This window comes from Flavobacteriales bacterium, from assembly GCA_030584065.1.
In the GTDB taxonomy this organism is placed as follows: Bacteria; Bacteroidota; Bacteroidia; order Flavobacteriales_F; family PHOS-HE28; genus PHOS-HE28.
Genome location: CP129489.1, coordinates 2,414,859 through 2,439,422, shown reverse-complemented (window position 1 = coordinate 2,439,422; position 24,564 = coordinate 2,414,859). Strand labels below are relative to the sequence as shown.

The 24,564-nt window shown below is 65.8% G+C and carries 18 protein-coding genes; 15 read left to right on the top strand and 3 right to left on the bottom strand.

Going from position 1 to position 24,564, the window contains the following annotated elements:
* Position 1: 1 nt before the first annotated feature.
* Both QY325_10330 and QY325_10325 read right to left on the bottom strand, forming a co-directional pair.
* Complete coding sequence (locus tag QY325_10330) at positions 2 to 733, bottom strand: lysoplasmalogenase (protein WKZ65156.1); 732 nt, start codon at positions 731 to 733, stop codon at positions 2 to 4.
* 90 nt (positions 734 to 823) lie between these two features.
* On the bottom strand, positions 824 to 2,041 hold the full coding sequence (locus tag QY325_10325; GenBank protein ID WKZ65155.1) for a sterol desaturase family protein: 1,218 nt from the start codon (positions 2,039 to 2,041) through the stop codon (positions 824 to 826).
* Between QY325_10325 and pheT the strand changes: the two genes are divergently transcribed.
* The 7 genes from pheT (at position 2,040) to QY325_10290 (ending at position 12,063) form a co-directional block, all read left to right on the top strand.
* Positions 2,040 to 4,550: a phenylalanine--tRNA ligase subunit beta gene (gene pheT, locus QY325_10320; protein ID WKZ65154.1), complete on the top strand. Its 2,511-nt coding sequence runs from the start codon at positions 2,040 to 2,042 to the stop codon at positions 4,548 to 4,550. The two genes, QY325_10325 and pheT, sit on opposite strands and share 2 nt — an antisense overlap.
* A 74-nt stretch (positions 4,551 to 4,624) precedes the next feature.
* Positions 4,625 to 5,824 carry a glycosyltransferase family 1 protein gene (locus QY325_10315; GenBank protein WKZ65153.1) on the top strand — a complete coding sequence of 400 codons (1,200 nt, stop codon included), beginning with the start codon at positions 4,625 to 4,627 and terminating at the stop codon, positions 5,822 to 5,824.
* Positions 5,825 to 5,829: 5 nt separating this feature from the next.
* On the top strand, positions 5,830 to 6,429 hold the full coding sequence (locus QY325_10310) for a ribonuclease HII (GenBank protein WKZ65152.1): 600 nt from the start codon (positions 5,830 to 5,832) through the stop codon (positions 6,427 to 6,429).
* Between the two features lie 89 nt (positions 6,430 to 6,518).
* Positions 6,519 to 9,104, top strand: a complete 2,586-nt coding sequence (locus QY325_10305) for a hypothetical protein (protein WKZ65151.1) — start codon at positions 6,519 to 6,521, stop codon at positions 9,102 to 9,104.
* An 87-nt stretch (positions 9,105 to 9,191) separates the two neighbouring features.
* Positions 9,192 to 10,952 (top strand): potassium transporter TrkG, encoded by a 1,761-nt coding sequence (locus QY325_10300; protein ID WKZ65150.1) that lies wholly within the window; start codon positions 9,192 to 9,194, stop codon positions 10,950 to 10,952.
* A 6-nt stretch (positions 10,953 to 10,958) separates the two neighbouring features.
* Positions 10,959 to 11,648: a TrkA family potassium uptake protein gene (locus QY325_10295; GenBank protein ID WKZ65149.1), complete on the top strand. Its 690-nt coding sequence runs from the start codon at positions 10,959 to 10,961 to the stop codon at positions 11,646 to 11,648.
* A gap of 13 nt (positions 11,649 to 11,661) precedes the next feature.
* Positions 11,662 to 12,063, top strand: coding sequence for a group III truncated hemoglobin (locus tag QY325_10290; protein WKZ65148.1), 402 nt, complete (start codon positions 11,662 to 11,664; stop codon positions 12,061 to 12,063).
* On the opposite strand, the gene QY325_10285 is transcribed toward QY325_10290, so the two are convergent.
* Positions 12,060 to 13,046 carry a glucosaminidase domain-containing protein gene (locus QY325_10285; GenBank protein WKZ65147.1) on the bottom strand — a complete coding sequence of 329 codons (987 nt, stop codon included), beginning with the start codon at positions 13,044 to 13,046 and terminating at the stop codon, positions 12,060 to 12,062. The two genes, QY325_10290 and QY325_10285, sit on opposite strands and share 4 nt — an antisense overlap.
* A 192-nt stretch (positions 13,047 to 13,238) precedes the next feature.
* Between QY325_10285 and QY325_10280 the strand changes: the two genes are divergently transcribed.
* The 8 genes from QY325_10280 (at position 13,239) to QY325_10245 (ending at position 24,531) form a co-directional block, all read left to right on the top strand.
* Complete coding sequence (locus tag QY325_10280; protein ID WKZ65146.1) at positions 13,239 to 13,439, top strand: DUF5522 domain-containing protein; 201 nt, start codon at positions 13,239 to 13,241, stop codon at positions 13,437 to 13,439.
* Positions 13,440 to 13,476: 37 nt separating this feature from the next.
* Positions 13,477 to 14,964: a T9SS type A sorting domain-containing protein gene (locus QY325_10275; protein WKZ65145.1), complete on the top strand. Its 1,488-nt coding sequence runs from the start codon at positions 13,477 to 13,479 to the stop codon at positions 14,962 to 14,964.
* A gap of 48 nt (positions 14,965 to 15,012) precedes the next feature.
* Positions 15,013 to 17,040 carry a urocanate hydratase gene (locus QY325_10270; GenBank protein WKZ65144.1) on the top strand — a complete coding sequence of 676 codons (2,028 nt, stop codon included), beginning with the start codon at positions 15,013 to 15,015 and terminating at the stop codon, positions 17,038 to 17,040.
* 90 nt (positions 17,041 to 17,130) lie between these two features.
* Entirely contained in the window at positions 17,131 to 19,149 is a 2,019-nt protein-coding gene (locus tag QY325_10265) for a PKD domain-containing protein (protein ID WKZ65143.1), read from the top strand.
* Between the two features lie 153 nt (positions 19,150 to 19,302).
* Positions 19,303 to 20,796, top strand: a complete 1,494-nt coding sequence (locus QY325_10260) for a PKD domain-containing protein (GenBank protein WKZ65142.1) — start codon at positions 19,303 to 19,305, stop codon at positions 20,794 to 20,796.
* Positions 20,797 to 20,855: 59 nt separating this feature from the next.
* Entirely contained in the window at positions 20,856 to 21,416 is a 561-nt protein-coding gene (locus tag QY325_10255; GenBank protein WKZ65141.1) for a sigma-70 family RNA polymerase sigma factor, read from the top strand.
* Positions 21,417 to 22,177: 761 nt separating this feature from the next.
* Positions 22,178 to 23,026, top strand: coding sequence for an outer membrane beta-barrel protein (locus QY325_10250; GenBank protein ID WKZ65140.1), 849 nt, complete (start codon positions 22,178 to 22,180; stop codon positions 23,024 to 23,026).
* Between the two features lie 47 nt (positions 23,027 to 23,073).
* Positions 23,074 to 24,531 carry an oligosaccharide flippase family protein gene (locus tag QY325_10245; protein WKZ65139.1) on the top strand — a complete coding sequence of 486 codons (1,458 nt, stop codon included), beginning with the start codon at positions 23,074 to 23,076 and terminating at the stop codon, positions 24,529 to 24,531.
* Positions 24,532 to 24,564: the final 33 nt, after the last annotated feature.

The following is a 24,564-nucleotide window of genomic DNA, read 5'->3' as shown; positions in this document are numbered from 1 at the left end:
CTCAAGTGTCCAAGGCCGCCTTCCGCCGCACCTCCTCCGGGTCGAGCACATGCCGGAGCGCGCCACGGGCGATGAGGTACTGGCCCGCGGCGTAAGTGAGCAGCACCGACCAATCCGCGTGCTGGACCGGACGGACGAATCGGCTCGTGGCCAGGATGCTGTCGGACGCGATGAAGAGGGCTGCACCGATGAATACCATCAGGAAACTGGGCAGATAGGTGCGGCCGAAGCGGAGCGCCGCCGCCATGCCCATGACCGTGATGGCCACGGCATAGATGCCCACGGGCACCAGCACCTCCTCCTCCAGGTGCTCCGTCAGGTCGATGCCGAACAGCACGCCGTAGGTCATCATCACCGCGGCGAGGAGCGAAGAGACCAGGAGCCCTTGACCGCCGCCCACATCGGCCACGTTCTGCGCGAAGGCGAGGAGATAGCAGATCTGCGCGAGGAGGAAGGCGCCCAGCCCGATGATGAAGTAGAACTGGTCAAGGTGGTCGAACATGAGCGCGATGTCGCCCATGAGCGAGAAGAACAGGCCGGCCTGGATGAGCAGTGTGAACCGGTCGCCGTAGCGCCGGCTGTTGAAGAAGAACCAGCTCGAGAGCACCGCCATCATCAGCGGCTTGCAGGCATAAACCAGCGGGTGGATGTCGCGCACCTCGCCCACGATAGCGCCTGCGGTGGCTCCTGCGAACAGCGCCCCGTTCACCCAGTTGTTCTTCAGCAGGCTCATCAGCGCGGCCAAGTTAGCCGCCGCAGCGGCAAGCCACCGGGCCTGCGGCCGATGCGGCGGGATCACCCGGGGCTGGGACGCCGGGCCGCATCATCCCCCTGGGCTTCCCGGGCGGCGCTGGGCGGCCAGCAGATGCATCACCGAGATGACCCAAAGCGCGCCGGCGAGCACCGCATGCCATGGTGCTTGCAGCAGGTCGGCAGAAGCAGCGATGAGCGCTGCCAGAAGGGAGATCCGGCCCACCTCGCTCCAGACGCCCCAACGCCGGCCATCGAGGAGCGCGCCCAGGTTCATCACCCACCACAGGATCAGTGCAGCGGAGAGCCATTGCCGCGGGGGATCCATGGATTCCTGCAGGAAGAGGAAGACGGCGGTGGCGCAGACGAGGACAGCGAATTGCGCGACCACATAACCGCTCACCGCCCGGTGTGCCCTGTCCTCGAGCACTCGATGCGTCGGGCGGCCCGTTGCCTTGGGCCGGTCCGGCCCGCCCAGGTAAAGGGGGCGCCAACCGGGAGGCTTCAGGAAGACCCGCAGCCGGTCGGCCCATGTGCGGCATTGCCCGGCGAGCCGGAAGAGATCGCCCCAGTAGTGGAAATTCGCGGTGAGCGGATCCCAGCTTCGCAGGGGAACGGTGATGCCGTAGGTAGGCTCCTCCTCCTCACGCTGGAAAGTGCCGAAGAGCTTGTCCCAGATGATGAGCGTACCGGCATGGTTGCGGTCGATGTACTTCGGGTCGCTGCCGTGATGCACGCGGTGGTGGCTGGGCGTGTTGAAGAGCCGTTCGAGCGGCCCCATGCGCCCGATAGCCTTGGTGTGGATCCAGAACTGGTAGAGGGTGACGAAGGCGCCTACCGTGACGATTACCGCCGGATGCACCCCCAGCAGCGCCACAGGGACGTAGAACCAGAAGCTAAAGAGCCCCTGCCACCAGCTCTGCCGCAAGGCGACGCTCAGGTTGTACTCCTCGCTCTGGTGGTGAACGATGTGCGCCGCCCATAGGAAGTTCACTTCGTGGCTCAGGCGGTGGAACCAGTAGTAGAGCAGGTCGATCAGCAGGAAGGCGAACAGCCAGGTGAGCGGCGTGCTGGGAAGGGTGAGGAGGCGCCAGTGGTCGTACACCGCCAGGTAGATGGCGAAGATGCCGGCCTTGGTGAAGGCCCCTACCACCTGTGAGCCGATGCCGCAGCCGAGGTTGGCCACGAAATCGCTCACCCGGTACACCCTCCTTCGGGCCCATGCGCTCCACCCGATCTCGACCGCCATGAGGGCGAAGAACAGCGGGATGGCAAGGATGATGTAATCCATGCAGCGAAAATACCGGCAGGGTATCTTCGCCGGCCTTCGCCGGGCATTAACGCGCGCGGGCGACGGCATCAGCATGCGGATCTCCTGGAACTGGCTCAAGGACTACGTCGACACCGCCCTCACGCCGCACGAGGCTGCCGAGGTGCTCACCAGCACGGGCCTTGAAGTGGAAAGCGTGGAGCCCTTCGAGCCCGTGAAGGGGATGCTCGCCGGGGTGGTGGTTGGCCATGTGCTCCAATGCACCAAGCATCCCGATGCCGACCGCTTGAGCGTGACCCTGGTGGACCTCGGTAGTGGCGAGCCGGTGCAGATTGTCTGCGGGGCACCCAATGTCGCCACTGGCCAGAAGGTATTGGTGGCAACGGTGGGGGCCATCCTGCACATGGGTGATGGCGGCAGCCTCACCATCAAGCGGAGCAGCATACGCGGGCAGGAGAGCCACGGCATGATCTGCGCCGAGGATGAACTCGGCCTGGGCCACAGCCACGACGGCATCCTGGTGCTCGATGCGGCCGCAGTGCCGGGCACACCGGCGGCCCGGCATCTGGGCCTGGTGAGCGATCACGTGCTGGAGATCGGTCTGACGCCCAATCGCACCGATGCCATGGGGCATGTAGGGGTGGCGCGCGACCTCATTGCGGCGCTCCGCTACCGGCAAGGCCTGGCGATGGAGCTGGGGCTTCCAGATGTATCCGGGTTCGCACAGGACGATGATGCACGCGTTACGGCCGTGGAGGTGATGGATGCGCATGCCTGCCCGCGCTATTGCGGCGTGACCCTCACGCAGGTGAAGGTGGGCCCTTCGCCGCAATGGCTCCGGGACCGGCTCGTGGCCATCGGCCTGAAGCCCGTGAACAATGTGGTGGACGTGACCAACTTCGTGCAGCATGAGCTCGGCCAGCCCCTGCACGCGTTCGATGCGGACCGGCTCACGGATGGACGCGTGGTGGTCCGGAAAGCCGCGGCGGGTGAGCCATTCACCACCCTCGATGGCAAGGAGCGCAGGCTCGATGCCAGCGACCTCGTGATCGCTGATGCCGTGAAGCCGGCCTGCATCGCGGGGGTGTTCGGCGGGCTTGACAGCGGCGTCACCGAGGCCACGACGGCGGTCTTCTTGGAGAGCGCCTGCTTCGATGCTGCAACCATCCGTCGTACGGCACGCCGCCACGCGCTCAGCACCGACGCTTCCTTCCGCTTCGAGCGCGGCGTGGACCCGGAGATCACCGTCTATGCGCTCAAGCGCGCCGCGATGCTGCTCCGCGAGGTGGCAGGGGCGCGCGTCAGCTCACCGGTCATCGATATCGACCATTCGCGCCGCAGCCGCGCCGAAGTGCGCCTGCGCTTCGCCGAGGTGGAGCGCCTCACCGGCATCGCCATCGCCCCCGATCAGGTGGTGCGCGCGCTGGAACTCCTGGACTTCCGGGTGCTCGAGCGCACAGCGGCGGTCCTTACCCTGCAGGTGCCGGCCTACCGGGTCGACGTATCGCGCCCGGCGGATGTCATCGAGGAGATCCTGCGCATCCATGGCTACGATCGCGTGCCGCTCCCGGCCCGGCTGATGGTGCCCATGGTCGCCCGTGAGCCCTTGACATTGGAGTCGCTGCGGCACGGCACGGCCATGCACCTCGCCGCGCGCGGGTTCCGCGAGATCATGACCCCCTCGCTCATCAACGCCCGCCGGGCCGTGGAATCCGGCAGCGCGGAAACGGCGGCGCTGGTCATGCTCAGCAATCCGCTCAGCTCGGAGCTCGACGCGCTCCGGCCCACGCTGCTCACAGGGGCGCTGCAGGCCTTGGCTCACAACCTCAACCGCCAGCAACGCGACCTGCGGCTCTTTGAGCGCGGGCGCATCTATGCCGCCCAAGGCTCGGCATCACGGGAGACCGAGACCCTCGCCCTGGCCCTCACCGGCAGGGCAGGCCGCGAGAGCTGGCGCGCCAAAGGGCGCAGTGTGGAGCGGGCGGATGCCCAGGAGGAGGTGGAGGCGCTGCTCGCACGGCTGGGCCTGCTTGCCCAGGTGCAATGGACGGACGCGGCGCACCCGCTGCTCGATGCCTGTGCGGAGCTGCGCGTGGGCCATCGATCGATGGGTGTTCTCGGCCAGGTGAAGGCCCGGGAGCTGAGGGCGGCGGAGGTGAACCAGCCGGTGCTCTACGCCGAACTGAATGAGGAAGCCCTGCTCGACGCCTGCCGGGGGAGCGCCACGACATTTGAGGAGGTGCCGCGGTTCCCGGCGGTGAGGCGCGACCTGAGTCTGCTGCTCCCCGCGGGGGCGCGGTTCGAGGATCTTCGCCGCATCGCGCTGCATGCCGAGCGCAAGCTGCTGCGCGAGGTGGGGCTCTTCGATGTGTACGAGGGCGACAAGCTTCCTGCGGGGAAGAAGAGCTATGCGCTCAGCTTCATCCTGCAGGACCCGGGACGGACACTCACGGACGAGCAGGTGGACAAGGCGATGGGGCGTATCCGTGCTGCCTTGGAGAAGGAGGCCGGTGCTGAGCTGCGCGGTTGAGCGCGCTGCGGCCGATCGCCGGCCCGTGATCCGATGCGGATTCCAGGCCGGAGCATCGCCACCTTTGCCGCTGGATGCGCATCGCCGTCAACACCCGACTGCTGCTGCCGGACAAGCTCGAGGGCATCGGCTGGTTCACCCATGAGGTGATGAGGCGCATCGTGCAGGCGCATCCGGAGCACGAGTTCCTCTTCCTCTTCGACCGGCCGTACGATGAGCGCTTCATCTACGGGCACAATGTGCGTCCCGTGGTGATGGGTCCGCCCACGCGGCATCCGTTGCTCTACCGGCTGTGGTTCGACTGGCTGCTCCCGCGGAAGCTGCGGGACCTGAAAGCCGATGCGTTCATCAGCCCCGATGGATTCGTGGCCCTGCGGAGCACGGTGCCTGCGCTCGCCGTGGTGCACGACCTCAACTTCGAGCATTACCCGGAGGACCTTCCCCGCGCGTACAGTCGCTACTACCGTTCCTACTTCCCGCGGTTCGCCCGCCACGCCACGAGGCTTGCCACCGTGAGCGAATTCAGCCGGCGCGACATCGCTGCCCGGTACGAGGTGGACGAAGGGCGCATCGATGTGCTCTACAATGGCGTCGGCGAGGCCTTCCGGCCGCTGGATCCATCGGAGCGTTCGGCCGCCCGCGCCCGGCTCACCGGTGGAGCGCCCTACTTCGTCTGCATAGGGTCCCTGCATCCCCGCAAGAACATCGCGCGCCTCCTCCTCGCCTTCGACCAGCTGCTCATCCAGCACCCGAGCGATATGCGGCTGGTGATCGTGGGTGAGCGTTTCTGGTGGGACCAGCGCATGGAGCAGGCCTGGAAGCAGGTGCGGCACAAGGAACGCGTGGTGTTCACCGGCAGGCTCGGGCAGGACGAGTTGCACAAGGCCCTCGGCGCGGCGCATGCACTCGCCTTCATCAGCTACTTCGAGGGGTTCGGCATCCCCGTGGCCGAAGCCATGCGCTGCGGCGTTCCCGTGGTGGCGGCCGAGACTTCTTGCCTGCCCGAGGTGGCGGGCGATGCCGCCCACTACTGCGATCCGTTCAGCGTGGCCTCCATCAGCCGCGCCCTCTATGAGGTCTGGGGCGATGGGGCCCTCTGCGACCAGCTGCGCAGGGCCGGGCTCAAGCGCAGTGAGCGCTACACATGGGAGAAGGCCGCTGAGGCGCTATGGGCCAGCTTCGAGCGCATGTGCCATGATGCCGGCCTGCATCCTGCTGCGATGAGCCTTCGCCCGGACCCCGTCGCCATACCCCGCACCACCGACACACGCTAGCGCGCATGCCGCTCGCCGCTTATCACCTCAAGGGCGTGCTCGAAGCCGGGTGCGACGAGGCCGGACGCGGATGCCTGGCCGGTCCCGTGGTCGCGGCGGCGGTCATCCTTCCGCACCGGGTAAGGCTGCGCGGCCTTGACGACAGCAAGAAGCTCAGCGAAGGGGCGCGCGAAGGGCTGCGCCCGCTCATCGAGGAGCAGGCGCTCGCGTGGGCGGTGGCCATCGTGGATCCGTCCGAGATCGATGCGGTGAACATCCTGCAGGCATCGTTCCGCGCCATGCACCGGGCCGTGGATGCCCTGGCCATCCGTCCTGTGCACTTGCTGGTCGATGGGAATCGCTTCGCGCCGTATCCCGGCATTGCGCACAGCTGCCACATCAAGGGTGATGGGCGATTCCGTGCCATTGCGGCGGCCAGCATCCTGGCCAAGACGCACCGCGATGAGCTGATGCGCCGCCTGCACGAGGCGCATCCGCAGTATGGCTGGGCCGTGAACAAGGGTTATCCCACGGTCGATCATCGCGCGGCCATCGCCCGCTTCGGTCCCAGCCCCCACCACCGCCGCAGCTTCCGGCTGCTGCCAGGCCAGCCTTCGCTGTTCTGATCCGCCCCTTCCGTCCACAGGGCCCTGTGCGCAAGGCCCTTGCGGGCGGTGGGCCACCGGTGCCATGGAGGGCCACATTTGTGGCTCGCATGCGCCGTCCGCTCATCGCTTTTGTGCTGCTGGCCATCCTGGGTGCCGCGGCCTTTACGCTCTGGCAATGGGATCGCGACCAGGTGGAACGCGCCGACCCCTGGCGCGCGGTGCCGGCCGAGGCTGCCATCGTGCTCGAGGTCCCCGATGCCTTCGCTGCCTGGGACCGCTTCACCCATGCCTCCCTCGTCTGGCGCGCGTGGGAGAGCGATTCCGCGGCGGTGCGGCTGGCGCGGGTCATGGCCCATGCCGCCAAGCGCATGGAGGGCGATGCCGCGCTGCGCGATGCGCTGGCGGGATCGCCGGTGATCGTGGCGGTGATGCGCGTTGGTCAGGCGGGCGCGGCGCCCCTGGTCATCGGCCGTGCCCAAGGAGAGGCGGATCTGCATGCGCTGGCAGGTTTGCTGGCGTTGGACGAGGCCTCGCGCAATGCCTTTTCCGAGGGCCGCCCCACGCCCGTGCGCGTGGAGGGCGTGGACCTGAGCGCGGCGGCCCGAAGCGGCCTGTGGCTGGCCTCGCCCTCGAGCCAGCTCCTCGATGAGGCGCTCTTGCAGCTGGAGCGCGGCAGGCCCATCGCGTCCGATTCGCTATTCGCCAAGGCGCGCGCCACGCTGAGCGGCCATGACGAACCCCATCTGCTGGTGGAGACCCGGCGGCTCGCCGGGCTGCTCAGCGACATCTGGGAGGCCCGGCAGGTGGAAGCCCTCGCGCTTCCTGCCGGATGGATGGCGTTCGATGTGCGCATGAAGCCTGATGCGCTGATCCTGAGCGGTCTCTTCGCGGGAGCGCAGGATTCGCCCCTGATTCGCGGGCTGCTGGAGCAGGGTGCCGGCCCCTGGAGCGTGGCGCGGATGCTGCCGGCATCGGTTTCCTCGCTTCACGTGCGGCACATCGGGGATGCCGATGCGCTCGTCGCTTCGATGGCCGGGCAGGATGACCGCTCGCGGGCAGCGGAGGCAGCGACTCCATGGATGCTCGGGCCGGTGGGTGAAGCCCTGGCGCTCGGCCCGGAGCGCCGTTGGCTCATCGCCGGTGCCGTGGATCCCGATCGCGCCCAAGAGGAACTCATGGAGCCCTGCGCCGGCGCGCCCTGCGACACTATCGGTTATCGCGGCATCCGCCTCACGCGCTACCCGTCCTTTCTGCCCAAGGAGACGCTGATGGGCCGGCCGGCGCCCCTGCCGCAGCAGCCGTGGTGGGCCATCCTCGGCAGCCATGTGGTGATGAGCGACGACCCCGATGCCGTGCGGTCCTCGATCGATGCCTGGCTCGATGGGGGCAGCCTGGCGGAAGAGCCTGCTGCCAAGGCCTGGTTCAAGGAGATGGCCGATGAGGCCGGCCTCACCTGGTGGTGCGACCCCGGGCGCGAGGCGGCGCATTTCAGGTCCGGTCTGCGTGCTGATGCCGAGCCGACCTTCAACCGCCTCGTGGGCCTGCTGTCGCATCATTCGGCGCTCTCCATCCAGGCCTCCGGCGCACCGGACGGCATGCTCCACGTCGCGGTGGGCCTGCGGGCCCGGTCGCAGGCGGGGCGCGCCGATTCCTCTACCAGCGCAGCGCTCTGGTCGGTGAAGCTCGATGCGCACGTGGCGCGTCGGCCCGACATTGTCCTCAACCACGTCAACGGCACGCGCGAAGTGCTCGTGCAGGATACCCTGCACCGCATCCACCTCTTCGGCGCTTCGGGCAAGCTACTCTGGAGCCGGGCGCTCGAAGGCCCCATCGTAGGCGGCGTGCACCAGGTGGATCGGTTCCGGAACGGCAAGCTTCAGCTGCTGCTGGCCACGGCGCGCACGGCCTACCTCATCGACCGCAACGGCAACGATGTCGGCGGACCGCCGCATGCCCTGCCGTCGCCAGTGGCGGCACCCATGGCCGTGGTCGACTACGAGGGTCGGCGGGAGTACCGCGTGCTTGTCCCGCTGCAGGACAGGCGCATCCTCAACCTAGACCTGGACTGGGCTCCGGTTCAAGGCTGGGAGCCGCCCCGGCTGGCGCATCCGGCGATCGCGCCGGTTCGCCACCTGCGCATCGGCGGCAAGGACTACCTGCTCGTTCTGGATGAGGCCGGCGGGGTGAGGCTCCTCGATCGGCGCGGCAAGGACCGCCTGCATGTGACGGCGACCCTGGAGCGACCGAAGCGGCTGGTGGCTGTGCTCCCGGGTCAGGAGGCCCTGCGGACGCGCCTAATCTGGCTGGATCAGGACCTGCGCCTGCGCTGCGCATCGCTTTCCGGCGAGGAGCAGCCGCTGCCCGATGGCCTTGCGCAGGACCTCGATGGGGATGGCGCGCCGGAGTGGGTGATGCCGCTGGAGGTGCCGACCGCCGCCGAGCTGCTGGCAGCACTGGGCAATGGTGCCGCTCCGCCCGCCGTGGCCGCGCTGGATGCCAGCCGGACGGACAGCCTGGCCATCGGTGAACTGGATGCAGCGACCGGCGATGCATGGCGGTGGGTAAGGGCCGCCGTGCCATGGCCCGGGCATACCCATGCGCCCCATGCCATGGGTGACCTGAACCTGGATGGCCTCCCCGAGGCGGTGACGGTCACACCGGACGGCCGGCTCACCACCTTCCGGCTGCCATGAGCCGGGCAACGCGCCATCCCGGTTGCGCTGTGCACGTGCCCTGCTAGATTTGCCACGGCTATCCGGCGGCCCGCGCCGCCAGGCCCCATGAAACGAGCACTTCTCCGCACGGCATTGCGCAAGGAAGTGGTGGGCCTGGCCAAGGTCACGGTCATCATCCTCACCGCATTCCTGCTGCTCCTGGAGTTCGGCTATCGCGCCGATCCCTCCACCTACGTGCTGCTTGAGCAGCTCAGCTACGGCTTGGTCATCGCAGCGGCCTTCGTCACCTTGGGCAGCTTGCTGCGCACGGCTCTTCGCGGGGAGCATGTCCGCAAGGCCGAGCTCATCTGGTTGGTGGCGGTGCTCAGCTTGGTCATCGGGAAAGCGGTGGCTGCGCGCGTGTTCGCCGGGTTCGGGCACTGGCCATTGCTCGGGTTCCTGCTCACCTTCTCTTTCATCGAGCTATCGCGCCTGGAGATAGGGCGCAACAGCACGCTGTTCAACCCGGCGCTTCTCTTCGTCACCAGCTTCCTCGTCCTCATCGCCATAGGCGCAGCCCTTTTCCTATTGCCCAATGCCACTACGCGCCCCATCACCCTGGTGGAGGCCATCTTCACGAGCACGAGCGCCGTGTGCGTCACCGGCCTCAGCACCATCGATGTCGGCAAGGACCTTACGGCCATGGGGCAATGGGTGCTGCTGCTTCTGATCCAGCTCGGTGGCCTCGGAGTGATGACCTTCACCAGCTTCTTCGCCTTCTTCTTCAAGGGACGAACCTCGCTCGAGGAGCAACTGCGCGTGCGCGACATCGCGAACACGACGCTCAGCGGCGCCCGGGGCTTCATTGTCCAGGTGATCCTCTTCACGCTCGGCGTGGAGCTGCTAGGCACGGGGCTCATCTACCTGAGCGTCTCCGATACCGTGTTCGACTCGTTCGCGGACCGGATGTTCTTCGCGCTCTTCCACAGCGTTTCCTCCTTCAATAACGCAGGCTTTTCAACCGCGAGCTTGGGGCTCTACGACCCTGCATTCCGCTTCAATTACCCGCTGCTCTGGGTGATCGCGCTGCTCTTCGTTTTCGGCGGCCTCGGGTTCGGCATCATCTTCAACTTCAGCCGCTACGTGCGATTCTGGGTGGCCGGGCGCATCAGGCGATTCCTGACCGGTGCGCCTTGCCAGCGTTACCCGCGCGTGGTCAACCTGAGCACCCGCTTGGTGCTCCTCGCCACGGCCTTCCTCATCGTGCTCGGCACATTGTCGATTCTGGTCTTCGAGTGGAACCACGGCCTTGCTGAGCATGGGTCCTGGTGGGGGCGCATCACAGCGGCTTTCTTCACGGGCGTAACCCCGCGGACGGCCGGCTTCAATGTCATGGATACCGCGCTCCTCACCACGCCTACGCTCATGGTTGTGCTGCTGCTGATGTATGTGGGCGCATCGCCCGGCAGCACCGGCGGAGGCGTCAAGACCACCACCTTCGGGGTCGCCACCCTCAACATCTTCGCCACGGCGCGCGGACGCCGTCGCATCGAGTTCTTCGGCCGCGAGATCAGCAACCTCAGCACGCGGCGCGCTTTCGCCTCCATCGTGCTCTCGCTCATCTTCCTGGGGCTGTCCATCAGCGTGGTGGCGTCGCTCGAGGCAAGGCATGGGCTCATGCCCATCGCCTTCGAGTGCTTCAGCGCCTTCAGCACCGTGGGCCTGAGCATGAACCTCACTCCGCAGCTGGGCGATGCCGCCCGCGTGGTGCTGGTCGTTGTGATGTTCGTCGGCCGTGTGAGCGCGCTCACGCTGCTTGTGGGCGTGCTGCGCCAGGTGCAGGTGAGCAAATACAGGTACCCCAAGGAGGACATCCTCATCAACTGACCGCCCATGAAGATCGCAGTGTTCGGCCTCGGCAATTTCGGCAGGCACCTCTCCATCAAGCTCACCGCCATGGGCCACGAGGTGATCGCCATCGACCACGACATGGACAAGGTGGAGGCCATCAAGGGCGAGGTGAGCTATGCGGTGTGCCTCGAGAGCAACGACCCGCAGGCCATGAGCACGCTGCCCCTCACCGACGTGGATGCCGCCGTGGTGGCCATCGGGGAGAACGAGGGCGCCAACATCATGACCACCGCGCTGCTGGTGAACCTGAAGGTGAAGCGCGTCATCAGCCGCGCCATCAATCCGCTCCACGAGATGGTGCTCAATTCGATGGGCGTCACCGACATCGTGCACCCGGAGGAGAAGGCCGCCGAGGGCCTCGCCCGCAAACTCAATCTGCGCCGGCTCGTGGACCAATTCGAGCTGCCGGGCGGCTTCATCATCGCAGAGATCGTCGTGCCCGACAAGTTCGTGGACAAGCCCCTCAGCCAGATCCAGGAGCTGCGTCAGCGGCAGCTCGGACTGGTCACCGTGCTGCGAAAGGAGAGCGAGAAGAGCTTCCTTGGCCGCAGGTCCATCAAGCTCGGCGCCCTGGGCGTCATGGACCCTGACTTCGTGCCCGTGAAGGGCGACATCCTCGTGCTCTTCGGCACCAAGGAGGAGGTGGCGCGTTTCACCGGCGAGAACGACTGAGCGGGGCAAGGGCGTGGGGAATCGGCCGTTTGAAAGGGAGGCGGGGAGGCACGACATCCGCACGACCGATGACATCGCCATCCTGGTGCGCTCGTTCTACGAGCGGGTGCGCCCCGACCCGGAGCTCGGCCACTTCTTCGCGGACCTGGACTGGGGCCATCACATCCCCCGGATCGCCTCATTCTGGGCAATGGTGCTGCTCGGCGACCGCTCCTACCAGGGCGATCCGATGACGACGCACATCCGGCTGGCACGAACCCATCCGATGGAGCCGCGCCACTTCGAGCGATGGCTGGCGCATTGGCAGGCCGCAGTGGATGACCTTTTCAGCGGCCCGAAGGCGGATGAGGCCAAGGAGCGGGCGCGCACCATCGCCGGCATCATGGCCCATAAGGTGGGCCGTGCGGCCACCTAGCGGCGCGGCTTGCGCAGGGCGATGCGCTGGCCTCCCTTCAGCTTCGCGCCCTCCGGCAGGTTGTTGTAGCGCGCGAGCTTGCTCAGCTTCACGCCGTACGCCTGGCTAACGCCCCACAGGGTCTCGCCCTCGTGCGCCGTGTGGACATCGGCCTTGGCGGCCTTGTTGCGCTTGGGCTGGATGTAGATGATCTGCCCCTCGTTCAGCGCCGCCTCCTTGTCCAGGTCGTTCCAACGGGCCAGCATGCCGTGGGTCGTCCCCAGCTCATCGGCCAGCTTGCGGAAGCTGTCGCCCGACCGGGCACGGACGAACTTCACCCGGCCATCCGACACCTCCACGGACCGCCCGGCGGTGATGGTGATGGATTCCCCCCCGATGGCCGTCCGACGCCCCTTCTGCTCGGGAGCAGGCTTGGGTCCTTCCCCCTTGGAAGGCTTGTACGCCACGTCGATGCCCTGGTCGAGCTTTTGCAGCTCATAGCGTTCGATGAGGGTGATGAGCTTCTGCGGGTAGCTCGGGTCTGTGGCATACCCGGCCGCCTTCAGCCCCCGCGCCCATCCCTTGTAATCCGTCGGCCGCAGCTCGAAGAGGGCCGCATAACGCTGCCGCTTCAGGAACTTGCTGTGGTCCTCGAAGCTGTCGGCGGCATCGCGGTACTTCCTGAAGCAGTCGTTCTTGCGGTCATCGTCGTGGTAGCTCTTCCCCCCGGTCCAGTCGGGTGTGCACTTGATGCCGAAGTGGTTGTTGGCCGTCCGCGCCAGCTCGCTGTTGCCATTGCCGCTCTCCAGCAGCCCCTGCGCCAGGGTGATGCTGGCTGGAATGCCGTGCTCCTTCATCTTCCGCACCGCCACCTCCTTCCATTGCCCGATGTATTCCTCTGCGGTGAAGCGCTTGTTGGGCGGCTGCCCTTGAGCCCAAGCGCCCTGCACACCCAGCAGCAGCAGGGCCAGTAAACGGGTTATCCACAGATCAACAAGGCGCATGGTCGGTACGGGGCAGTCCCCGGGAAGGGGCGAAACTACCGGGGTTCCAGGGTGTTGTTCACAATCCATCCACCGGTGAATCAACCACCTCCTGTGGAAAGAACGTGCCGGAAGGCCCACTTCGGGTGTCCCGGCCCGGAACTTCGCCCGGGCGATTGAACCAACCGCCGCTGCAAGTGTTAACCCGGCATCATGGACCGCGACGGCAACGCCCAACGTCCCGCTGACGACCGCTTCGAGCGCCTTGGCTTGGAGCCGGGCGATTATTACTTCTCCAAGGAAGGCTACCTGGTCTTCACGGAGCAGTACCACCTGAAACGGGGATACTGCTGCGGCAACCGTTGCAAGCACTGTCCTTATGGGCACGAGGCGGTGAAGAAGGTGAGGGGGTAAGCAGCGTTACGGAACGCCCGGCTATCTTCACTGTGCCATGCGGGGAATCATACTCTTGGTATTGCTCTTCCAAGCCCTTACGGCTGCCGCCCAGGATTGGGTCTTGCTCAATCCCGCGTACCGCTACAACTACAGCAACGACGGCACCGATACCATTCGCCACCAGATCCGCGTGATGGATGTGGATACGCTGGGGCCGGATAGCTTCAGATATGAACTGAACAGGGTGGCGGTTGTGTGTGATACCTGCCCTGCGATCGGCAATACCTGCGCCGGCTGTTTCGTTCGAGTGAACCAACCGCAGTTCCTTGGGATCGAGTGCGTGAAGGCGGGGAACGACTGGCGCTTCTTCGGTGCGGACACCTTCATAATTCGCGGTTCTGCTGGCCCCGGTGCTACATGGAGCTTTGACTTAAGCAACGGAGTAACGGCTACTGTTGATGCCGAATGGACCGAAGCGCTGTTCGGGGTGCAGGACACCCTGCGCAGCATCGTGCTGAGCAGCCAGGACACGATCATCTTGAGTCGTTCATTCGGCATCCGGCGTTTCTGTCGCGGCTCGAATGCCGTGGAGTTGATAGGCGTGGAAGGGCCAGGTGTTGGGCGGGTTTATCCTAATCCGCTGGCGTACTTCGATTATCAGCCGGGGGATGAGTTGACGTATTGGCTTCTTTCAATCTACCACATATCGTATCCGGGTGGGCTTCACTACAATACCTCTCTTCCATCATATTGGAAGGTTAGGATTACCGGCCGTATGGATTCATCGGAAGGCGTGTTCTATACGACATCGTGGGCAATTGATTGGCCTGGCGGACTAGGGGTCACGTTTCCGCCGATAAGTGTACCGGACTGGCCAGTTCCGTACAATGGATGGTCCTTGGTGCGCGATGAGCTACTCGTGAAGCACCCGCTGCTTGGGGCTTTCCCTGGCGAGGTAATCGACACTTCCATCTGTGAGAATGCCTACTATCCCGGTTATGACGTTCGATCAATTGCCCAGTACAGTTTGGCTCCAAGCGGAAAAGCCGAGATGCGATATCAACCAATTGGACCGTCTGTCAACAGCATGCTTTGCGGGTTTAACGCCACTGGATCCCCACTTCAAGGGATGTTTCCGCGGCACCCCGAACCAGTATCTGCATGGTACGAGGAGGGTGTCGGTCTTCGCACGATGTGGTTTCGCCTCTCTCCAGGAGAAGGCGAGCACCTTGTGGAGTTGGTTGGAGCGGTTATCGGTGGGGATACCATTGTGCCGCCTCCTGTCATCAATTGGGATGTCGCAATTGTGGAACGTGAGAACAACGGCGGTCTAGTGTTCCCCAATCCCGCAACAGACAGGATATTCATGAAGCAAGCGCCAATTAGCGCTGGTTTGGGCATCCGAGATCTCGAGGGGCGTCTCGTCCTCACCCAGCACATCGCTTCAGCGAACGAGACCATCGACGTGCAGCACCTCGCGCCGGGCATCTACTTCGTTTCGGTGGATGGCGTGGCACCGCAACGCGTGGTGATAGCCCGCTAGCCCGAACTTCGCCGCGCCGCGATTGTTCCGGCCATAGCATTCGCACACATGCCCACCGCAACCGCTTCCGAGCTCCAGGCCTTCCAGCAGGCCATTCGTGAAGGCATCCCCGAGGCGCTCCCGCCTGCCCGCCCGCTCGACGCCGGCGTGAGCCACGCGCCCAAGCGCAAGGATATCCTCACCGCCGAGGAGAAGAAGCTGGCCCTGCGCAACGCGCTGCGCTACTTCCACCCGAAGCACCACAGCACCCTCGCGCCCGAGTTCGCGCAGGAGCTGCAGGAATACGGCCGCATCTACATGCACCGCCTGCGTCCGGAGCACCCCATGCACGCGCGGCCCATCGACCACTACCCCGCGAAGAGCAAGCAGGCCGCGGCCATCATGCTGATGATCCAGAACAACCTGGACCCGGCCGTGGCGCAGCACCCGCACGAGCTGATCACCTACGGCGGCAACGGCGCGGTGTTCCAGAACTGGGCGCAGTACCGTCTGGTGATGCAGTACCTGAGCGAGATGACCGACGAGCAGACGCTGGTGATGTACAGCGGCCACCCGCTCGGCCTCTTCCCCAGCCACCCCGATGCCCCGCGCGTGGTGGTGACCAACGGGATGATGATCCCGAACTACAGCAAGCCCGACGACTGGGAGCGCTTCAACGCCCTCGGCGTGACGCAGTACGGCCAGATGACCGCGGGCAGCTACATGTACATCGGCCCGCAGGGTATCGTGCACGGCACCACCATCACCGTGCTCAACGCCTGCCGCATGATCCAGTCGTCGCCGGGAACGAAGGGCAAGCTCTTCGTCACCGCAGGCCTGGGCGGCATGAGCGGTGCCCAGCCCAAGGCCGGCAACATCGCGGGCGTGGTCACCATCTGTGCCGAAGTGAACGCCACGGCGGCCTACAAGCGCCACAGCCAGGGTTGGGTGGATGAGGTGATCACCGACGTGGACGCGTGCATCGATGCCGCGCTCGCCTGGCAGAAGAAAGGCGAGGCGCACAGCATCGCCTACCTCGGCAACGTGGTGGACCTATGGGAGCGCCTCGCCGCACGGAACATCCATGTGGACCTCGGCAGCGACCAGACCAGTTTGCACAATCCCTGGGCCGGCGGCTACTACCCCGTGGGCCTGAGCTACGAGGAGAGCAACGCGCTCATGGTGAAGGACCCGGCCGCCTTCAAGCAGCGCGTGCAGGAGACGCTGCGCCGCCATGTGACCGCCGTGAACACCCTCGCCGAGCAGGGCATGTACTTCTTCGATTACGGCAACGCATTCCTGCTGGAAAGCAAGCGCGCGGGTGCCGACATCGCCGGCAAGCACGGCGAGGAATTCCGCTACCCCAGCTACGTGGAGGACATCATGGGCCCCATGTGCTTCGACCACGGCTTCGGTCCGTTCCGGTGGGTGTGCACCAGCGGCGATTCGAAGGACCTCGCCACCAGCGACCGCATCGCCGGCGATGTGCTGGAAGCGATGGGGAAGGAGGCACCGCCCGAGATTGCACAGCAGATCGCCGACAACCTGCATTGGATCCGCAGCGCGCAGCAGAACAAGCTCGTGGTGGGCAGCCAGGCGCGCATCCTCTACGCCGACAGCGAGGGCCGCATCCGCATCGCGCAGGCCTTCAACGAGGCGATCAAACGCGGCGAGATCAGTGCGCCCATCGTGCTCGGTCGCGACCACCATGATGTGAGCGGCACCGACAGCCCATACCGCGAGACCAGTAACATCCGCGACGGATCGCGCTTCACCGCCGACATGGCCGTGCAGAACTTCGTGGGCGATGCCTTCCGCGGCGCCACATGGATCAGTTTGCACAACGGCGGCGGCGTGGGCTGGGGCGAGGTGATCAACGGCGGCTTCGGCATGGTGCTCGACGGCAGCGCCGACAGCGACCGGCGGTTGAAGAGCATGCTGCACTGGGACGTGAACAACGGCATCGCGCGCCGCGCCTGGGCCCGCAACCCCAACGCGGTATGGAGCATCGAACAGGAGATGAAGCGCACGCCGCTGCTGAAGGTGACCCTGCCGAACGAGGCTGATGATGCGGTGATCGACGGGGCCTTGGGCTGAGGGCGAAAGATTAAATTCGTGGGCCACCCAACCCGGCCAGGGTGTTCACCGTGTATGGATGTGAACGCCCAACAACCGATCCTCACGCCCATGAACCACACATTCCGCTCCCTGCTGCTCACAGGCGCCTCCCTTGTCGGGCTGGCCGCCTTCGCCCAGCCCATACCGCCTTATCCCATCCTCATCACGGGAATGGTGCAGGGCTGCATGCCCAACAGCCAGGTGACCATCTCGTCCATGCCCAACACGCAGCCCACCTGGAGCTACACGCTCGACCTGGTGAACTGCGGGTTCGATACCGTGGCTTGGATGCAAAGCCCTGGTGGCGGCTTCACGTTCAATGTGGCCTGCAACGGGGCCATGCTCACCGCAGTGGGCCAGTACCAAGTCGGCCCTTCGGGTGCCGACTCGATCATGGTCACCCTGAACTGCAGCGGTGGCGGAACGCCTGACTGCCTGGGGGTGCCCGGCGGCAGCGCCCTGCCCGGCACGTCCTGCACCACCTTCCTCGGCGTGGACGGAACCTGGAACGCCAGCTGCGAATGCGTGCCGAACGCCTCTTCCTGCCAGGCCTGCTTCACGGTGTACTCCAACAGTCCGTGGACCGCAGGATTCATGAACTGCTCCACCGGCAACGCGCCGTTCACCTACCAGTGGTGGCTGCCCAACGGGAGCGCTTCCACCTCACAGAACGCGGATTGGACCTTCACTGCCGCAGGGGCATACGGCGTTTGCCTGACCATCGCCGATGCGGGTGGATGCACCAGCGTGCTCTGCGATACCGTGTATGTGGATGCGAACGGCGGCGTCTCGGCCAGCGCCAACTACTTCGACTGCCTGCAGATCCCCAACGGCCCCAACGTGCCGGGCTCGCCCTGCGTCAACCCCAACGGATCGACGGGCATTTGGAACGCCAACTGCGAGTGCGTGCCGACCCTGATGAACTGCCAGGCCTGCATCGAACTGGGGCCGGTGATCAACCAGAGCGGCAATGCCATTCCCTTCGCCGTGCTGGGCACGAACTGCTCGCAGGGTACGGCGCCGCTCACCTACCAGATCAACTGGGGGGATGGGGTAGCCAATTCGTCCGGTGATCACGCGTATGCTGAACCCGGTGTCTATGGCGTGTGCATCACCATCGCCGATGCCAGCGGTTGCACGAGCGTGGACTGCGACACCGTGGTGGTGGATGCCAATGGCGGCATCTCGGTGAACCCGCCCATGCTCTACGACTGCCTGCAGGTCCTGAACGGCCCCAACATGCCCGGCACGCCCTGCACGAACCCGGCCACCGGTTTCACCGGCACGTGGAGCGCCGACTGTGTCTGTGTGCCCGACTCAACCGGCGGCGCCTACGACTGCCTCGGTGTGCTGAACGGCAGCAACCTGCCCGGCACCCCCTGCTGGACACCCGGCACCAACTTCATCGGCGTGTGGGATGCGAACTGCAACTGCACCAGCGGAAGCGGTCTGCCCTGCCAGGCCGGCTTCTGGGTGATCCAAGCCTACGGCCAGGACAGCCTGCCCGTGCCCAACGAAGTGTGGGTGTGGAACCTGAGCACCGGCAACGGCGCGCTCTCCTACCTGTGGAACTTCGGCGATGGCACCACCAGCACCGACCCCTTCCCCACGCACACCTACAGCCAGAACGGTCCCTACCTGCTCTGCCTCACCATCGCCGATGCCAGCGGCTGCACCAGCACCAGCTGCGACAGTGTCTCCATTGATGAGAACGGCCTGCTGAACGGGATGATCCTCGGTGGCCACGACGCATCGTCGGCCAATCGCACCAACGGCTTCACGCTGAATGTGCAGAACCCGCTCACCACGAGCATGGCCGAGCTGCAGGACCTCTCCCACGCCGCCATCTGGCCCAACCCCAGCAACGGCGACCTGAACCTGGCCCTGGTATCCACGGCCGATGGCCCCTTGAGCATCCGCTTCTTCGATGTCAACGGCCGTGAGGTCCGCCAGGAAAGCCGGGCCATGAACGCCGGTCGCAGCCAGCATCGCTTCGACATCGCCGACCTGCCTGCGGGCATCTACACCCTGCGTGCCACCGACCGCAACGGCAGCAGCCTCAGCATTCGGTTCGTGAAAGCGAGGTGATCCGCCGTTCGATCCTTCCAGGAGCGCCCTGCAGCCATGCGGGGCGCTTCTGCGTTCGGGCGGTCCGATCGCAGTAATTTTCAGACGCACCCAACCCAGGGGCCAGCGGCACCGTGTATGGGAATGAACGCCCAACGAACGAACCGTAATCCCATGAAACACGCACTTCGCTCCCTGGCCCTCACCGCCGCCCTCTCGGCCGGTATGGCCGCCATTGCCCAAATCCCATACGAGGTCACCGTATACGGTACGGTGGCCGGCTGCACTCCCAACTCATTCGTGAACATCGAAACACTGCCCGGAACTGAGCCTGCGCAGGACATTGATGTGCCGGTGCTGCCTCCCACGTGCAGCTTCAGCGTGACGCTGAACATGATTTCGGGGTCTGGTGGCTTCATCATCAGCACACCGTGCCTCGGTGTCATGCAATCCGACACCGTGCTCTACGAGGCGGACCCGGTGTTGGACTCGGCCATGGTGTACGTGGTGTTCAACTGTGGCAGCACGACACCGGATTGCCTTGGCGTACCCGGTGGCAGTGCCCTGCCGGGAACGCCTTGCACCAGCACTGGCGGCGGGAACGGCATCTGGAACGCGGAATGCCAGTGCATCCTCACGAACGGTGATTGCCAGGCCTGCTTTACCGCATCGCAGGCCACCGATGGGAATGGCGCCCCGATCCCCTTCACCGCGGCGTTCACGAACTGCTCCAGCGGCGGCACGGGGTCCATCGAGTACATCTGGGACTTCCCCTCCACGGCGATCACCGCCTTCGAGACCAGCTATACCTACAATGGCCCCGGTGTTTGGGGTGCCTGCCTGAACATGTATGCCGATGGATGCACCAGCTACCTCTGCGATACCGTGCTGTTCGATGCGAACGGTATGCTGGTGGATGGACCGGTCGTGTATGACTGCCTCCAGATCCCCAATGGTCCAAACGTCCCGGGAGCACCCTGCACCAACCCTGCCACCGGCGCTAGCGGCACGTGGAGCGTGAATTGCGAGTGCATCACCAACACCACCGGTTGCCAGGCCGGTTTCTGGGTGATCCAGGCTTATGACAGCCTCGGCGGGGAGGTGGCCCCCATCCCGTATGAGCTCTGGGTGTGGAACCTGAGTAGCGGCACCAGCCCCTTCCAGTTCGAGTGGGACTTCGGAGACGGTACCGGCAGCTTCGATCCCTACCCTACGCACGTGTATGCCCAGAGCGGCCCCTACAACCTCTGCCTCACGCTCACCGACGATGCCGGGTGCTCAAGCACTTATTGCGACAGCATCAGCATCGATGGGGGCGGTTTCTATGAGGGTATGGCACCAGAGGCCGAGGTCCGCAACGGCTTCACCATCCGCGTGATCAGCCAGCTGCCCACCGGCATCGCCGACCAGCCCGCCTTCACCGACACCCGCCTGTGGCCCAACCCGGTGAACGATGTGCTGAACCTCCGCTTCGACACCAACCTGCGCGGCAATCTGGCGATGGCCGTAGTGGACGTGAACGGGCGCGTGGTGCTGAGCACGGGTGCGATGGTCACCGGCGGCACCAACCAGCTGGAGGTCGCCACCAGTTCGCTGCCAGCCGGCATGTACATGCTCCGCATGGGCAACGGACAGGATACCATGAGCTTCCGCTTCGTGAAACACTGATTGCACACCTGAGGCCGAAGGGCACCCGCCATGAGGCGGGTGCCCTTCGGCACAATGGCATGGTCCCCGAGAGCCTCATCGAACGCTGCCTCCGCGAGGAGCCCAAGGCGCAGTACGAGCTGTACCGCGCCTTGTACGGGCAGATGATGGCCATCTGTGGCCGCTACGAACGCAACAAGCAGGATGCCGTGGCCCGCATGAACCAGGGCTTCCTGAAGATCCTGACGAACCTGGACAAACGACGGCCCGAGGTCCCCTTCGAGCTCTGGACCCGACGCATCATGATCAATACCGTGATCGACCAGCACCGCCACGACCGCCAGCGCCGGCAGAGCGAATCGCTCGATGCGCCGCTGGATGAGGGCGCGCTCACCGAGGTGAACGACTACCTGCGGCAGATGGATGCCGAGGCCTTCGCCGAGCTCCTCTCCCGCGTCCCCGACATGTCGCGGAAGGTCTTCAATCTCTTCGCCATCGACGGCTTCGGGCATGCCGAGATCGCCACCATGCTGGGCATCAGCGAGGGCACCTCAAAATGGCACGTGAGCCATGCCCGGCAGGTGCTGCAGCAATCCATCGCTCGGTTGGCCACCGTCGCCGTCAAGAACGCACTGCCATGAACCTGAACGAGCAATTCGACGAGCTGGCGCGGCGCAAGCTGGAAGAGCGTGCATACCCCTTTGAGGAATCGGCCTGGCTCGATGCGCAACGTGCCATTGCCGCCAGGAAGGGGAGGCGTCGTCGTTGGGGTTGGTACCTGGGCGGCTTGTTGGCAGCAGTGGGCATGGCCTGGATCCTTGGCGGCGAGCCATGGGCCCGAGAGCACAGCAGGACCGTGGTGTCGGGGAGCGCTGCTGCCGGTGCAGCCGGGCAGCCGGCGGCGGCAGGGAATGCGGAGATGGAAGGAGGAGCCACCTCGCGTGAGACAGAGGCCGCAGCGCCGATCGAACGGGCCGATCGGGCATCCAGCCTTGGCGGAGACGCTGCTGCTCCGGACACGCCCCGTGCTCCATCCGTGACCGGAAGCCATCATCATGACGCGACGGCCCCTTTCGCAGCAGCCAATCCCATGCTGCCCGTGAATCCGGCCATTGGGCGCGCGGCCGCGGAACCAGCTGCCCATGCCCCCGCGGACCGCACAGCCGATACGGGCGATGGTGGCATTGTACCGGAGCCTGTCGGGAGCGGATTACGGGATGCCGGCCTGCCACCGGGTCGGCGCTTTGAGCCGAACCCCGAGCTGAGTTCCGCCCTCGCGTTGTCGGGCGATGAACCGGGTGTCCTGCGGTCGGCCCTTGGGGAGGACGCTTCAGCCTCACTGATCGGTCTGCGCAGTGAGGATGCCTCCCGATCGGAAGGGGCGGAGCGGACGGCCATTCCCATGCTGCTGGGCATCTCCGCCAGCCTTGCTCCGGCATTGCCCCACACGGTGGAGCCAGGCCCGGTGATCCAGCCGCTCCGGATCAGCCGCTGGAGCTGGGAGGTGGGGGCGCTGGCGGGAGGCTTCTCTGCCACCAGTGACTATCGGGGCAATGCCGCGAGCGATTGGTCGGTTTCCCCGCAGCTGAGCGTTGGCGTTGGAGCGGAGGCCATGCGGATGAACCGGAACCTCGGCATCGGGTTCGGACTGCATCACGGGTCCTTCGCCGATCGCCTCAGCACCCCGGAGGCTATCCGGACGACCATTGAGCTCGACCGGTACTGGTACCTGACCCCGGTTGACACCACCCTGCTTGTCATCACGGACTCGGCCTTCAACGGCGAGGGGCAGATGGAATACTACGGGTTCAACGTGCCTGCCACGGTGATGGTGATCCGTTCAGCTTACGATACCACGGCCACCCGCTTGGTCATCCGGCAGGCCCGCCAGCGGGTGAACCGCACCAGCTACATCGAGTTGCCGCTGCTGCTCGATGCGCACGCAGTCCAAGGCCGGTGGAGCATCGGGGTGCGCGGCGGTCCGTCGATCGGGCTGCTGACGCGCCGTGATATCTCCCTGCCGGCGGAAGAAGGCGATGGCTACGCGGATGCGGACCCGGCTGCCGTGCGCCAATGGGTGCTCGGCTGGACGGCCAGGGCCTATGTGCGCTACCGGTTCAACAGCGCTTGGAGCATCGGGCTGGAGCCGGCGCTGCGCGGCCAGTTCATGGATGCGGTGGTGCAGGAGGGCGTGGCACGCAGGTCGACGGCCGGCGGGTTCGTCCTCAGCCTCAGCTACCGGCTGCCCTGACCGATGGGATCGGGCACCGGCCCGACTTCTCATCTTCACGCCGCCGAATGCGCCGTGCCTTCCTGACCAACCTGCTGCTGCTGCTGGCGCTCAACCTGCTGGTGAAGCCCTTCTACATCCTGGGCATCGATGCCGGGGTGCAGCGCGCAGTGGGTGCGGAGGCTTACGGCGGTTATGCGGCCCTCCTCAGCCTGGGCTTCCTGCTCAACATCGTGCTGGACCTGGGGCTGACGAACTACAGCACGCGGCATGTGGCGCGGCACACCCATCTCATGGGCAAGTACCTGGGAGGGGTGGCGGCGGTGCGCATGGCGCTGTTGCTGGCCTATGCCGTGCTCACGGTGGCCACCGGGGTGGTGCTCGGCTACCGGGGCGAGAGGCTGGGCATGCTGGGTTGGCTGGTGCTGAATCAGGGCCTGGTGGCCAGCATCCTCTACTTGCGCAGCAACATCGCCGGCGCCCAGCGCTTCCGATGGGACAGTCTTCTCAGCGTGCTCGACCGCGTGCTGCTGATCGGCGGCGTCGGATGGCTGCTCTGGGGGCGGGCGGCAGGGGAGCCCTTCCGCATCGAATGGTTCGTATGGGCGCAGACCTTGAGCTACGCGGTCACCTTCCTGGTGGCACTGGCGTTCGTGCTGCGGCTGAGCGGGCCCGTGTCGATGGCATGGCGGCCGGCCTTCAGCATCGTGGTGGTGCGGCAGAGCTTTCCCTTCGCGGTGCTCATCCTGCTGATGACCTTCTATTACCGGATCGATACCGTCATGCTGGAGCGCATGCTGCCTGACGGCGCACTGCAGGCGGGTATCTACTACCAGGGGTTCCGCTGGTTCGAGGCGCTCAACATGCTCGGCTATCTGGTGGCGGGCCTGCTGCTGCCCATGTTCAGCCGCATGCTCCAGGAGCGCGCCGATGTCACCCCGCTTGCCGGCCTGGCCTTCCGGCTGGTGCTGGTGGCTTCCTTGGCAGCCGCCGTCTTCGGCAGCCTTCATGCGGCAGGCGTGATGGGCCTGCTCTATGCCGATCATGTGGCCGAGGCGGCGCGGGTCTTCGCGCTCCTCATCTGGTGCTTCGCGGCCGTCTGCACCACCTATGTCTTCGGTACCCTGCTCACGGCTGGCGGTGAACTGCGGCTCCTGAACTGGATGGCCGCAGGCGGTGCGGTGCTCAACATCGCCCTGAACGCCATCCTGATTCCCCGCCTGCAGGCCGAGGGGGCGGCCTGGGCAGCGCTGGTCACTCAGGTGCTCACAGCGACGGCGCAGGTGGTTCTCGCGGCGCGCATGCACCGGTTGGCCGGAATCGCCCCGACCCTCTTCCGGGCGGCGCTCTATGCCACCGGCTTGGCCGGCCTTGGTCTGGGGCTTGACCGGCTCGCCCTGCCCTTTTGGATGACGGGCCTGGTCTTCGCCCTCCTCGCGGCTGGAGCGGCCTTGCTCACGGGCCTGTTGCGGCCGGCGGAGCTCCGCGCGGCCATGGCGCTGGAAGGGACTGGCCGACAGGGGTGAACGCGTACTTTAGCCGACCTTTCACCGTTAGGC

Coding starts and splice junctions, on each gene's coding strand:
- QY325_10330 (WKZ65156.1), bottom strand. CDS start 733: ATGAGCCTGCTGAAGAACAACTGGGTGAACGGGGCGCTGTTCGCAGGA.
- pheT (WKZ65154.1), top strand. CDS start 2,040: ATGCAGCGAAAATACCGGCAGGGTATCTTCGCCGGCCTTCGCCGGGCA.
- QY325_10325 (WKZ65155.1), bottom strand. CDS start 2,041: ATGGATTACATCATCCTTGCCATCCCGCTGTTCTTCGCCCTCATGGCG.
- QY325_10315 (WKZ65153.1), top strand. CDS start 4,625: ATGCGCATCGCCGTCAACACCCGACTGCTGCTGCCGGACAAGCTCGAG.
- QY325_10310 (WKZ65152.1), top strand. CDS start 5,830: ATGCCGCTCGCCGCTTATCACCTCAAGGGCGTGCTCGAAGCCGGGTGC.
- QY325_10305 (WKZ65151.1), top strand. CDS start 6,519: ATGCGCCGTCCGCTCATCGCTTTTGTGCTGCTGGCCATCCTGGGTGCC.
- QY325_10300 (WKZ65150.1), top strand. CDS start 9,192: ATGAAACGAGCACTTCTCCGCACGGCATTGCGCAAGGAAGTGGTGGGC.
- QY325_10295 (WKZ65149.1), top strand. CDS start 10,959: ATGAAGATCGCAGTGTTCGGCCTCGGCAATTTCGGCAGGCACCTCTCC.
- QY325_10285 (WKZ65147.1), bottom strand. CDS start 13,046: ATGCGCCTTGTTGATCTGTGGATAACCCGTTTACTGGCCCTGCTGCTG.
- QY325_10280 (WKZ65146.1), top strand. CDS start 13,239: ATGGACCGCGACGGCAACGCCCAACGTCCCGCTGACGACCGCTTCGAG.
- QY325_10275 (WKZ65145.1), top strand. CDS start 13,477: ATGCGGGGAATCATACTCTTGGTATTGCTCTTCCAAGCCCTTACGGCT.
- QY325_10270 (WKZ65144.1), top strand. CDS start 15,013: ATGCCCACCGCAACCGCTTCCGAGCTCCAGGCCTTCCAGCAGGCCATT.
- QY325_10265 (WKZ65143.1), top strand. CDS start 17,131: ATGAACCACACATTCCGCTCCCTGCTGCTCACAGGCGCCTCCCTTGTC.
- QY325_10260 (WKZ65142.1), top strand. CDS start 19,303: ATGAAACACGCACTTCGCTCCCTGGCCCTCACCGCCGCCCTCTCGGCC.
- QY325_10255 (WKZ65141.1), top strand. CDS start 20,856: ATGGTCCCCGAGAGCCTCATCGAACGCTGCCTCCGCGAGGAGCCCAAG.
- QY325_10250 (WKZ65140.1), top strand. CDS start 22,178: ATGCTGCTGGGCATCTCCGCCAGCCTTGCTCCGGCATTGCCCCACACG.
- QY325_10245 (WKZ65139.1), top strand. CDS start 23,074: ATGCGCCGTGCCTTCCTGACCAACCTGCTGCTGCTGCTGGCGCTCAAC.